The 11,801-nt window shown below is 58.8% G+C and carries 13 protein-coding genes; 9 read left to right on the forward strand and 4 right to left on the reverse strand.

Features of this window, described 5'->3' with window-relative positions; genetic code table 11:
* The first annotated feature begins 29 nt into the window (after window positions 1-29).
* Window positions 30-992, forward strand: a complete 963-nt coding sequence (locus AC2CGQ_RS01585) for a sugar-binding transcriptional regulator (protein ID WP_004936575.1) — start codon at window positions 30-32, stop codon at window positions 990-992.
* Between the two features lie 63 nt (window positions 993-1,055).
* Here the strand turns inward: AC2CGQ_RS01585 and cbp21 are convergent, their stop codons facing one another.
* Window positions 1,056-1,649 (reverse strand): chitin-binding protein/chitosanase CBP21, encoded by a 594-nt coding sequence (gene cbp21 / locus AC2CGQ_RS01590; protein WP_484593430.1) that lies wholly within the window; start codon window positions 1,647-1,649, stop codon window positions 1,056-1,058.
* Window positions 1,650-2,053: 404 nt separating this feature from the next.
* Between cbp21 and AC2CGQ_RS01595 the strand changes: the two genes are divergently transcribed.
* Window positions 2,054-2,995 (forward strand): LysR family transcriptional regulator, encoded by a 942-nt coding sequence (locus AC2CGQ_RS01595; RefSeq protein ID WP_031300578.1) that lies wholly within the window; start codon window positions 2,054-2,056, stop codon window positions 2,993-2,995.
* A gap of 85 nt (window positions 2,996-3,080) precedes the next feature.
* On the opposite strand, the gene chiB is transcribed toward AC2CGQ_RS01595, so the two are convergent.
* The gene (gene chiB / locus AC2CGQ_RS01600; RefSeq protein ID WP_021505639.1) at window positions 3,081-4,580 is read right to left on the reverse strand and encodes a chitinase ChiB; all 1,500 of its coding nucleotides are present in this window, start codon (window positions 4,578-4,580) and stop codon (window positions 3,081-3,083) included.
* A gap of 294 nt (window positions 4,581-4,874) precedes the next feature.
* Here chiB and AC2CGQ_RS01605 point away from each other — a divergent pair, with 294 nt between their 5' ends.
* The 7 genes from AC2CGQ_RS01605 (at window position 4,875) to AC2CGQ_RS01635 (ending at window position 9,278) form a co-directional block, all read left to right on the forward strand.
* Window positions 4,875-5,201 (forward strand): phage holin, lambda family, encoded by a 327-nt coding sequence (locus AC2CGQ_RS01605; RefSeq protein WP_004936551.1) that lies wholly within the window; start codon window positions 4,875-4,877, stop codon window positions 5,199-5,201.
* Window positions 5,202-5,211: 10 nt separating this feature from the next.
* Window positions 5,212-5,592: an L-Ala D-Glu endopeptidase ChiX gene (chiX, locus tag AC2CGQ_RS01610; RefSeq protein ID WP_459213968.1), complete on the forward strand. Its 381-nt coding sequence runs from the start codon at window positions 5,212-5,214 to the stop codon at window positions 5,590-5,592.
* Window positions 5,589-5,969 carry a DUF2570 family protein gene (locus AC2CGQ_RS01615; RefSeq protein ID WP_033632420.1) on the forward strand — a complete coding sequence of 127 codons (381 nt, stop codon included), beginning with the start codon at window positions 5,589-5,591 and terminating at the stop codon, window positions 5,967-5,969. The genes chiX and AC2CGQ_RS01615 overlap by 4 nt, the downstream gene beginning before the upstream one ends.
* The gene (gene lysC, locus AC2CGQ_RS01620; protein WP_004936544.1) at window positions 5,950-6,123 is read left to right on the forward strand and encodes an Rz1-like lysis system protein LysC; all 174 of its coding nucleotides are present in this window, start codon (window positions 5,950-5,952) and stop codon (window positions 6,121-6,123) included. The genes AC2CGQ_RS01615 and lysC overlap by 20 nt, the downstream gene beginning before the upstream one ends.
* Window positions 6,124-6,337: 214 nt before the next feature.
* The gene (maeB, locus tag AC2CGQ_RS01625; protein WP_004936542.1) at window positions 6,338-8,617 is read left to right on the forward strand and encodes an NADP-dependent oxaloacetate-decarboxylating malate dehydrogenase; all 2,280 of its coding nucleotides are present in this window, start codon (window positions 6,338-6,340) and stop codon (window positions 8,615-8,617) included.
* 110 nt (window positions 8,618-8,727) lie between these two features.
* The gene (locus AC2CGQ_RS01630; RefSeq protein WP_004936539.1) at window positions 8,728-8,937 is read left to right on the forward strand and encodes a type II toxin-antitoxin system Phd/YefM family antitoxin; all 210 of its coding nucleotides are present in this window, start codon (window positions 8,728-8,730) and stop codon (window positions 8,935-8,937) included.
* Window positions 8,934-9,278, forward strand: a complete 345-nt coding sequence (locus tag AC2CGQ_RS01635; protein ID WP_156865800.1) for a type II toxin-antitoxin system death-on-curing family toxin — start codon at window positions 8,934-8,936, stop codon at window positions 9,276-9,278. The genes AC2CGQ_RS01630 and AC2CGQ_RS01635 overlap by 4 nt, the downstream gene beginning before the upstream one ends.
* A gap of 9 nt (window positions 9,279-9,287) precedes the next feature.
* On the opposite strand, the gene mmuM is transcribed toward AC2CGQ_RS01635, so the two are convergent.
* Together mmuM and mmuP are read right to left on the reverse strand one after the other, a co-directional pair.
* Window positions 9,288-10,226 carry a homocysteine S-methyltransferase gene (gene mmuM / locus AC2CGQ_RS01640; protein ID WP_172574872.1) on the reverse strand — a complete coding sequence of 313 codons (939 nt, stop codon included), beginning with the start codon at window positions 10,224-10,226 and terminating at the stop codon, window positions 9,288-9,290.
* Window positions 10,216-11,625 carry an S-methylmethionine permease gene (gene mmuP / locus AC2CGQ_RS01645; RefSeq protein WP_172574871.1) on the reverse strand — a complete coding sequence of 470 codons (1,410 nt, stop codon included), beginning with the start codon at window positions 11,623-11,625 and terminating at the stop codon, window positions 10,216-10,218. Before mmuP ends, mmuM begins: the two co-directional genes overlap by 11 nt.
* Between the last annotated feature and the right edge of the window lie 176 nt (window positions 11,626-11,801).

Consider the following 11,801-nt stretch of genomic DNA (forward strand, 5'->3'; position numbering starts at 1 on the left):
CCGGCCTGCCGTGGGGAAACGTCTAACGGATGGAAAAACAAACTGTGTCCCAGGATAACGAACTGCTGACCGAAATCGCCGTTGCTTATTATCAGGATGAGATCACGCAGGAAGAGATCGCCAAAAAGTTCGGCATCTCACGGATCAAAGTCGGTCGTTTGCTCAAGCGCGCCAAGGAAGAAGGCATCGTCGAGATCAACGTGCGTTATCACCCGGTATTCAGCACCCGGCTGGAACAGCAGATGATGGAACGTTTTCCCATCAGCCGCGCGTTGATCGCGCTCGACCATCAGGACGAAGAGGAACAGCGTCGGCAGGTGGCGGCGCTGGTGTCCAACTATCTGGCGATGTCGCTGAAAGACGATATGGTGTTGGCGGTCGGCCAGGGACGCAACGTGGCGGCGATCGCCGATCATGTCGGCAGCGTGACGGAACGCAACTGCAAGTTCATCTGCGGCATCGGCGGCACCCACCGTCCGGGCGACGCGATCAACGCCGACCATATCAGCCGGCGCTTGGCGAAGAAGTTCGGCGGCAGCAGCGAGACGCTCTATGCGCCGGCCTACGTCGAAAATCGCGCGCTGAAAGACGCCTTCATGCAGAACGGCACGATCAAGGAAACGCTGGATCGTGCGCGTAAGGCCGATGTGGCGTTAGTCGGCATTGGCGACATGAATGAAAACAGTTATATGGTGAAATTGGGGTGGTTTACGCCGCACGAGATTATCGACGCCAGCCTCAATCAGGGCGTGATCGGCGACATCGCCGGCTATGACTTTTTCAATGCTCAGGGGCAGCATGTCGACACGGTGATGAATGACAGAGTGATCGGGCTGAGCATTGATGAGCTGCGCAAAATCCCTTGCGTGATCGCCATTGCTTCCGAGAATACCAAGGCGCTGGCGATTTTGGGCGCTTTGCGCACCGGTGCCATCGACATTATCGCCACCAGCGCGCTCAATGTGCGCACTATCCTCAACATGTCGCAATAGCGACACCTGCAAAAAAGGGTTCAGCGCCAGGCTGAACCCTCAACGATCTCCTCATTTGACCGATTATTTGCTCAGGTTGACGTCGATCGCCTGATAGAAGGCGTTAGCGGTGTCGGCTATGTCCCACACGGCAAGGAGCACGTGCGAACCGCTGCGATCTGCCGGTATGTTGCATTGGTGGGTGACCTGTGCGGCAGGGATGGCGCCGCCGTCGTTGAACTGGCAGAACGGCGTCAGGTCAAAGGAAGCGCGGGTCAGCGGCTGCGAAGCGTCCCAGTTCGGCTTGGTGATGAAATAGCGCCAGCTGGTGGTGCTGTGACGGGCGGTCAGCTTCCAGGTAAAGGAGTTCGGGCCGGTTTTCAGGTTGAGCTTGTTCCAGCGCGTCGGCGTTTGCTGATCCAGTTCGAAGAAGGTGGACTTGTCGGCGCTGGCGATATGGCCGTCAGCCGGGCCGGCCTGCGGGAAGCCTTTCAGGCCTTCGACGCTCTGCGGTTCGTACTGCACGCTGCCGCACTGCGTGTTGAGCTGCAGTTTGCACTGGTAGGCGCGGCTGGCCGGCGATTCGACATAACCGTGAGCATTCGCCTGTTGTGAAACGCCGAACATGGCCGCGCTCAGCAGGCCCAGAGAGAGCAGGGTACGGGAAGTTTTGTTCATAAGTCACTCCTGACTGAAATTATGTTGTAAGTTGAGCGTATTTCACCGAAAAAATGAGAGACTAATAACGCAATTGGAAATAACCATTTCTGTCGGCTTGTTTTATTTTTACCATTCTGGTTTGGCCGTAGATCGGAATGTTTTACCGGCTATTAACGAAAAATATTATGATGACAATCTTTGATCGTTAGGCCGAATTTATTTAACTGTCACAGTGCAAAAGCACGGCGCTATGATGAAATTTATATCAAGTAGTGATGAATAGTATTTAAGATAGCGCTCTCATTTATGAAGTATATTGCTTGTTGCGTTGAGTACCCTTGTTTGATTTGATCGATTTTTGTGCGCCACCACCTTGGGAATTTAGTGTCATTTTTCTTATTTTATTTTAAAGAGGAATTTGTATGACTAGATTATCCCTGGACGCGATTAAAATAATCAGCACCATCAAGAACACCGGATCTTTCTCTATGGCGGCGGAGGCGCTGCATAAAACGCCTTCGGCGATCTCTTATCGGGTTTCCAATATTGAAAGCAAACTCTGCGTGAAACTTTTTCATCGCAATGGCCCCATGATTACCCTGACGGATGAAGGGGAATTTCTCCTGCAGGAAGGCAGTTGGATTTTAAATGCGGTGCAGGATCTGGAAAGCCGGGTGCGCAACATTCCCAAGCTGGACAATAATATCCGCCTGGCGGTAGACACCTTCTTCCCGCTGGAAACGCTGACGCAGGATATCCGCGACTATATTCAGCATTGCCCGAACGCCAATATCTCGGTGCAGCGGGAAGCGTTGAACGGCACCTGGGATGCGCTGAAGAACAACCGGGCGGATCTGATCATCGCCATCGGCCAAATTCCCGACAGCGTGCAGGCCAAAACCCTGATGCTTGGCAAGCTCAACTTTGTGCTGTGCGTATCGCCTTCGCACCCGTTCGCGGCGCAGAGAAAGCCGGTGTGCAAGAAACAGCGGTTGAACGACATCGTGGTCGCGATCGCCGACAGCAGCCATGAGCTGCCCAAGCGCAATCACGGTACGCTGCCCTTGCAGCGTCAACTGGTGGTGTGCGATGTGGAAAGCAACCTGGCGCTGCTCAAGCGCGGCATCGGCCACGCTTTTCTGCCGCCTGCGCTGATCGAAAAAGAACTGGCCAGCGGCGAACTGGTGACGGTGCCGGTGGAGATGCAAAAGGGCGACGAAATGATTTGGCTGGCGTGGCATCCGGCCAGCAAGGGCGCCGGGTTTAACTGGTGGCATGAGCGGCTGACGCGTAAAAGCGATGTCTACAGCCTGATGGGCCGCGAAGTGGTGCGGGATGGCGGCTATCCATGGTGCCACAACTGAAGGAATAGAGACGAAGGGACGCGAAAATCAAACGGTTAACTCAATGAAAACCCCGCAGCATTCGGCTACGGGGTTTTTTTATGGTTTACGCTACGCGGCCCACCTTCAGCCAGGCGCTGTCTGAACCCGGTGCAGAGGTGATGTAACCCCACTTGGTCTGCCAGACGTAGCCCTGGTAGGACACCAGCGCGCCCTGCGCGTAAGTGGTGCCCGGCACATAGGCCGGCGCGGTCATGATAGGCAGGTTGCCGGGGCCGACGCCGGTGTAGCGCAGCCCGGTGCCCATATCCAGCTGGCTGTCGTCGTAGTCTGCGGCGTTGAAATAGCGATCCAGCGCGGCCAGCAGATCGCCGTTGCGGTTGTCTTGCCCCAGATGCCAGAACATCACGCCGCCCAGCTGCTGCTGCTTGATGTACTTCGCTTTGTATTTGAAACTCTCGGCATCGTCATAGGTGACGAACAGCCCGTTCTGCGCATGATACAGATAAGGGGTTTTGGTCTTGTCGTTCCACAACCGCTGATAGCCGTAGTTGCCCTGCAGCATCTGCTCCAACTGGCGATAGGAGGCGATGCGCGGATCCTTGTCGCGCACGCACTCTTCACAGCCCACCAACCAGTAGTCGGTGCTCGGATACGGATCTTCGCCCGGCGTGCTGTGGCTGCTGTATTGCCCACCGTTGCCGCCGCTGACGCCCTTGAAGGCGCGGCCGTAGAAGGGCACGCCCATGACGATTTTGGCGCTCGGCACGCCTTCCATCATCAGGTGCTGCTGCACCGCGGCGTCGACCGTCAGGCTGAACGGGCTGGGGAAGGCGCGGGTCAGCTCTTCCCAGCTCCAGCCCAGATTGGCTTCGCGCAGCGCGTTGTAGAAGGTCGGCCCGGCCGCGTCGCCGAACAGCGCCGCCTGGTGGTTGGTTACCTTCTCCCAGGGGCCGGCCAGATCGTAGGTCATCAGGTTGATGTAATCGAGCGGCGCGACGATCTGCGCCAGCTTGCTGTAATAGCGCGACAGGAAGAAGGCGCCGCCGGCACCGGCGATGGTCAACTGATACGGCAGCGCCTGGCGGCCGTCGGCGACGGTTTGCTGATTCAGCAAGGTGCGGATCTCCTGCAGCGCGGCGATGAAGCCGTCCACTTCCGCCGCCTGCGGATACTCCCAGTCGATGTCCACACCGTCGAAACCGTAATCCTTCATGATGCGCACGCAGGATTGGGCGAACTTGGCGCGCGACGCCGGGGTTTTCACCGCGTTGACGTAGTTGGCGTGCGATACGCCCAGATCGTTGGAGTAGTACCAGCCGCCGATGGAGAACATGATGCGCAGGCTGGGGTTATGCGCTTTGAGCGCGGTCAAACGGTTGACCACATCGCGCGCCTTGGCGTCGTTGGTGGCCGGATCCCAGGCGCATTCCAGGTTGCTGTTGATATCCAGGAACGAGAAGTTGATGTGCGTCAGCTGTTTGGCTTTGGCCGGCGTAATGTTGGAAACCGGGAATGGCACGACGGACGTATCGGTCTCGGTGTAATTATTGATTTGGTTGGTTGGAATAAAATAATACCCAATAACGGCTTTGCGTGTGGACATAGTATTTCTCCAGAGTGGATGTTTTTATGATGGGGAAGTATTTCCCACCGCCATTAATGTTTATTTTTCGTAAAAACAAAAGTCGAAATAAATCACCATAAGAATGAATTTTTTATTCACTGCCGCCTGTCTTGGCGTTTATGTGTTGTGTCAACGTTCAGCGTGAATGAATTCGACCATAGGGCCTGTATTTATTCATTTGCTTTGTAATAGCATCCTTAACTAGATTCTGATTATCCGATGTCCCACCGGCCGTGATTGGCATTTAATTAAAAATAAAAAAGGAGATGAGCTATGTCCAGCATAGAGCCTGACGCTGTTGGCTTAATAGTCCAGCGAGTATGTGAATATCTTCAGCCGGTATTGAACGCCATTCTGGCCGGCGTGATGGCGCTATTACATGGCGCCTACCGCAACGTGGGCATTCGGCGACGCTTATTGAATGCGGCGATGTGCGCGTTATTGGCCTGGACGGTGCGCGATGCGCTGGCGTTGATGGGCCTGGAATTAAAGTGGGCGAATTTGGCCAGCGTACTGATTGGTTTTATGGGGGCGGATTACATCAACGCCTTAATTAAAAAATTCATCGGCAAAAAGACGGGGTTTAAAAATGTTAAATGACATTGAAGATATTCGTTTTACCGCCCGCAGCGAAGAGAACCTGCGCGGCGTGCACCCGGATCTGGTGCGCGTTATTCGCCTGGCGCTGCGTTATTCGCTGGTGCCGTTTTCCGTCAGCGAGGGGCTGCGCAGCATGGCGCGCCAGCGGGAAATGGTGCGCGCCGGCAGCAGCCAAACGCTGCGCAGTCGCCACCTGACCGGGCACGCGGTGGACGTGGTGGCGATGCCGGCGGGCGTGGTCTCCTGGGAGTGGGATTACTACGCGCAGATTGCGGTGGCGGTGCGGCGCGCGGCGCGTGAATGCGGCATCAACGTCGAATGGGGCGGCGAATGGAAAACCCTCAAGGACGGCCCGCACTTCCAGCTGGCGTTTCGGGACTACCCGGCATGAGCGGCTGGCTGCAGAAACTGATGCAGGGCGGGTTGCTGCTGCTGTTGCTGGCGGCCATCTGCCTCGGCGGCTACAGCTCGCTGTTGTCGCACCAGTTGGCGTCCGCGCGGCAACAGGCGGCGGAACTGCAAAAAAGCCTGGCGCAGCAGGCGGGGCTTATCGCCACCTTGCAGACACAGGACGCGCAAAATCGCGCGCTGATGGCGGCGCAGCAGCGGCAGGAACAGCAGCTGCGCCAGCAACACGAGGCTTATCAGAGGAAATACCGTGAAGCGATTAAAAACGATCCCTGCGCCGCTCGGCCTCTGCCTGGCACTGTGCTTGAGCTCCTGCGCCCGGCCACCGGCGCCGCAGGCCATGCCGCTGTTGCCCCCTGAGTCGGTGTTCGCGCCCTGTGAGCAGCCGCAGTTGCAGGGGGAGACCTGGGGCGATGCGGTGAGCTATGCCCTGGCATTACAAACCTCGTTACACATTTGCGCCGGCCAGGTGGAGACGCTCAACGCCTGGCGCGCCACGCTGCCGCCGCGCTGACGGCGGCGTTTCTCTGCTCGTCCCGCAGGCCTTCTTTTTTTACTTTTAAAACGCTCTTTCGACCAAGGTTATGGCGCGCTTCAAAGTTTGTGATGTTTCTCTCACTATACTTCAAGGCTGTGCCCTGTCATTGTAATTGGGCGCCATGGCCCACGGCAGGGCGCAGCCTCAAAGCCTTACCTCAACATAAAAGCAAAAAACAAAGGAATCCATAATGGACGAACAGCTCAAACAGAGTGCCCTTGATTTCCATCAGTTTCCTGTCCCAGGGAAGATCCAGGTTTCCCCTACCAAACCGTTGGCGACTCAGCGCGATCTGGCGCTGGCCTATTCGCCGGGCGTAGCCGCGCCTTGCCTCGAGATCGCCGAAGATCCGCTGGCGGCCTACAAATACACCGCGCGCGGCAACCTGGTGGCGGTGATTTCCAACGGCACGGCGGTACTGGGTCTGGGCAATATCGGCGCGTTGGCCGGTAAGCCGGTGATGGAAGGCAAGGGCGTTTTGTTCAAGAAGTTTTCCGGTATCGATGTATTTGATATCGAAGTGGATGAGCATAACCCTGACAAGTTAATCGACATTATCGCCGCGCTGGAACCGACCTTCGGCGGCATCAACCTGGAAGACATCAAGGCGCCGGAGTGTTTCTACATCGAACAGAAACTGCGTGAGCGCATGAAGATCCCGGTGTTCCACGACGACCAGCACGGCACGGCGATCATTACCACCGCCGCGGTGCTCAACGGCCTGCGTGTGGTGAAGAAGAACATCTCCGACGTGCGTTTGGTGGTGTCCGGCGCCGGCGCGGCGTCCATCGCCTGCCTGAACCTGCTGGTGGCGCTGGGGCTGCGTCAGCAGAACATCACCGTCTGCGACTCCAAGGGCGTCATCTATAAAGGCCGCGACGCCAATATGGAACAGACCAAAGCCGCCTACGCCATCGAGGATAACGGCCAGCGCACGCTGGGCGATGCCATCCCGAACGCCGACATCTTCCTCGGCTGCTCCGGCCCGGGCGTCCTGACGCAGGATATGGTGAAAACCATGGCGCGCGATCCGCTGATCATGGCGCTGGCCAACCCGGAACCGGAAATTCTGCCGCCGCTGGCCAAAGCGGTGCGCCCGGACGCCATCATCTGTACCGGCCGTTCCGACTACCCGAACCAGGTGAACAACGTCCTGTGCTTCCCGTTCATTTTCCGCGGCGCGCTGGACGTGGGCGCTACCACCATCAACGAAGAGATGAAGCTGGCCTGCGTGCATGCCATCGCCGATCTGGCGCTGGCGGAGCAGAGCGACGTGGTGGCTTCCGCGTATGACGATCAGGATCTCTCCTTCGGGCCGGAATACATCATTCCGAAACCGTTCGATCCGCGTCTGATCGTCAAGATCGCGCCGGCGGTGGCCAAGGCGGCGATGGATTCCGGCGTGGCGACGCGCCCGATCGAAGACTTCGACGCCTATGTGGAGAAGCTGGCGGAGTTCGTCTACAAAACCAACCTGTTCATGAAACCGATCTTCTCGCAGGCGCGCAAAGAGATGAAGCGGGTGGTGCTGGCGGAAGGCGAGGAAGAGCGCGTGCTGCACGCCACGCAGGAGCTGGTGTCGCAGGGGCTGGCCTTCCCGATCCTGGTCGGCCGGCCGAGCGTGATCGAGATGCGCCTGAAAAAGCTGGGCCTGCAGCTGACGCCGGGCAAAGATTTCGAAGTGGTGAACAACGAGTCGGATCCGCGCTTCAACGAATACTGGGGCGAGTACTACCAGATCATGAAACGCCGCGGCGTTTCGCAAGAGCAGGCGCGCCGCGCGGTGATCGGCAACCCGACGCTGATCGCCGCCATCATGCTGCACCGCGGCGAAGCGGATGCGATGATCTGCGGCACCATCGGCAGCTACCACGAGCATTACGACGTGGTGAAGAACGTGTTCGGCTTCCGTGAAGGCGCGCACGTCGCCGGCGCGATGAACGCGCTGCTGCTGCCGAGCGGCAACACCTTCATCGCCGACACCTACGTCAACGACGATCCGACGCCGGAGCAGCTGGCGGAGATCACCCTGATGGCGGCGGAAACCGTGCGCCGCTTCGGCATCGAACCGAAGGTGGCGCTGCTGTCTCACTCCAGCTTCGGCTCGTCTGATTGCCCGGCGGCGCGCAAGATGCGCAAAACGCTGGAGTTGGTGAACGAGCTGGCGCCGGAGCTGGAGATCGACGGCGAAATGCACGGCGACGCCGCGCTGGTGGAAAGTATCCGTCACGATCTGATGCCGGACAGCCCGCTGAAAGGTTCGGCCAACCTGCTGATCATGCCGAACATGGAAGCGGCGCGCATCAGTTACAACCTGCTGCGCGTCTCCTGCTCGGAAGGGGTGACCGTCGGGCCGGTGCTGATGGGGGTCGCCAAGCCGGTGCACATCCTGACGCCGATCGCCTCGGTGCGCCGCATCGTCAACATGGTGGCGCTGGCGGTGGTGGAAGCCCAGACCGAACCGCTGTAAGGCCGGGATGAATGACTGGCCCCCCTGCGCCGTAGGCGCCGGGGGCTTTTTTATTTCCAGCGGACGCGGTACAAATAATCGTCAAATATGTACATGTACAGGTAAAGAAAATGACTACGATTAGCTACACGGCGGCGAGAAACAATTTGGCCGAGGTGCTTTTGGAAGCGCAAAAACAGCCGGTGGAAGTGACGCGCCGCGGACACGATGAGGTTTACATCATCAGTAAGGCCGACTATGAGGTTTTGGTCAAAGCCAAAGTGAAAGCGCGCATTCAGGCTAAACACGCGGATACGATTAAGGCGCTGGCGAATAGATGATCTTTTTGACCGCAGAGGATATTGCGGAATTCAATGCTGAAATTGTGCCTCACGGCCGCCAGGAAGGCAGCAAGGTTGAGGCTGTAGCCAACCGCGTGCTCAATGCTTACCACTATGAGAACGTCACCGACGTTTACCGTTTGGCCGCGTTCTATCTCATCTCCATCAGCCACGGTCACATTTTTCTTGATGGCAATAAGCGCACGGCCTTCCAAAGCATGGCGCTATTTCTCGGTATTAATGGCATTGCACTGCGGGAAGACGCAGAACTGGTCGAAATTACGGTTGAAGCAGCCCAAGGCCGCCTCAACGTTGAACATTTACGCCGGCTAACCGAATAACCTCCTTTCTCATTTCTTGTAGCGCGCGGCGATGGCGCGAATATCCTGCGGGGTAGTGCGGCAACAGCCGCCGATCAATTGCGCGCCGAGCGCGCGCCACTCTACCGCCCGATCGGCCAGGCTGCCGTGTTCGTCGCCGCAGGCGTGCCAGGTTTTGCTCACCGCATCGTAATGCTCCCCGGAGTTCGGGTAGACCAACAGCGGTTTGTCGGCCAGCGCGCTCAGCTGACGCAGCGCCGGGGCGACCTTGTCCAGCGCGATGCAGTTGATGCCGATGGCCAGCACCTGCGGGTTGCCGCGCAGTGCGGACATGACCTCCGTCAGCGGCGTGCCGTCACTGAGGTGTTGGCTGTCGCGCAGGGTGAAGGCGAACCAGGCGCCGAGCGTCGGGAACTCCTGCAGCAGCGTCAGCAGCGCCTGCAGTTCAGCGAACGACGGCAGCGTTTCGCAGGCCAGCAGATCGACGCCGGCGGCGGCCAGCGCGGCGAGGCGCGGGCGGTGGAAGGCAATGAAGTCATCCTGCGCCAGCCGATAGTCGCCGCGGTATTCCGAGCCGTCGGCCAGATAGGCGCCGTACGGGCCTACAGAACCGGCGATCAGCAGCGGCGCGGCCTGCGGGTGTTCGGCCAGATAATCACGGCGCGCGCGTTGCGCCAGCTGCACGCTTTTGGCGATCAGCGCCAGCGATTGCTCCTGATCCAGGCCGCGGCGCAAGAAGCCCTGCGGCGTGGCCTGATAGCTGGCGGTGATGGCGCATTGAGCGCCGGCGTTGAAATAATCGAGATGCACCTGATAGATAAGCTCGGGATTTTCAATCAGCACCTTGGCTGACCACAGCGGATCGGTCAGATCGCAGCCGCGCGCTTCCAGTTCGGTGGCCAGCGCACCGTCCAGGATCAGCGTCGGCTGTTCGGCCAGCAGGCGGGCGACGGGGTTGTTAACCGACATGTTGTTCTCCCAAAGCGGTTTTTTGCCCGGCGCGCCGGGTCAGGAAATAGGTGAGGTAGCACAGGGCGACGAACGGCAGCCCGCAGTAGAGCGCGATGCGCTGCTCCGGATCGAACGCCAGCCCGATACAGGCCAGCAGGCACAACGCAAAGCCGAGGATCGGCGTCAATGGATAGCCGGGGGCGCGGTATTTCAGGCCGCTTATCGGCTGGCCGCTGCGCAGATAGGCGCGGCGGAAAGCATAGTGGGCGGCGCAGATGCTCAGCCACACCGCCACCACCGCAAAGCCGGAGATCGCCGACAGGGCGACGAACACCGTATCCGGCGCGATCACGCTGGTCAGCAGCGCCAGCACGCCGCCGAGCATGCTGAAGGTCAGGGCGTTGATCGGAATGCCGCGCGCATTGACGCGCGCAAAGTAGGCCGGCAGGGTGCGCTGGTGGGCCAGAGACCACAGCATGCGCCCCGAGGCATACAGGCCGGAGTTGGCCGCCGACAGGATGGCGGTCAGGATCACGAAGTTGAAGATATCGGCGGCGTAAGGCACGCCGATGCGTTCAAACACCAGCACGAACGGGCTTTTAACGATCCCCGCCTGATCCATCGGGATCAACGCCGCCAGCACGAAGACCGTGCCGATAAAGAACAGCATCAGGCGGATCACCGTGGTGCGGATCGCCAGCGGCACGACTTCCTCCGGGTTCTCGGTTTCACCGGCGGCGATGCCGATCAGTTCCGTGCCGGAGAAGGCAAAGTTCACCGCCACCATGGTCATCAGGATCGGCAGCGTGCCGTGCGGCAGCCAGCCGGAAGCGGTCAGGTTATGCAGGAACGGCGCCGGCGTGCCGTCTTTCATCGGCAGCAGGCCGAACATGGCGGCGCCGCCCAGAATGATGAACGCCAGAATGGTCACCACTTTGATCAGCGAAAACCAGAATTCGCTTTCGGCAAAAAAACGGGTGGTCACGACGTTGAGCAGGAAAATCGCCGCGCAGAAGATCAGGCACCACAGCCACACCGGCGACTGCGGGAACCAGTACTGCATGCAGAATCCGGCGGCGGTCAGGCTGGAGCCCAGCGCCACCGTCCAGGTGAGCCAATACAGCCAGGCGACGGCATAGCCGGTGGCCGGCCCCAGATAGCGCGAAGCGTAGACGTGAAAGGCGCCGGTTTCCGGCATCGCCACAGACAGCTCACCCAGGCACAGCATCATCAGATACACCACCAGCGCGCCGATCAGGTAAGCCAGCAGGGTGCCGAGCGCGCCGGTGGTGGAGATGATGTAGCCGGTGTTGAAAAACAGCCCGGTGCCGATCACGCCGCCCAGCGACAACATCACCAGGTGCCGGGCCTTCATGCTGCGTTTGAACTGCCCTGCGGCGGGCGCCGATGCGTGCATAATAATCTATCCGTATAGACGTCTAAATATCTGAATGGCTATTGGTTATACCCGTAATGCCTTTTTAACGCAATGCGCCACCGGCGATCGCCGCGTAAAAAAATCGTTAAGTCGGATCTATATGCAAATGATAATTATTATCTATAATGTCGCCATTTTCGCTAATGGGACAACAT

Source organism: Serratia sp. DFXYC6, from assembly GCF_057196085.1.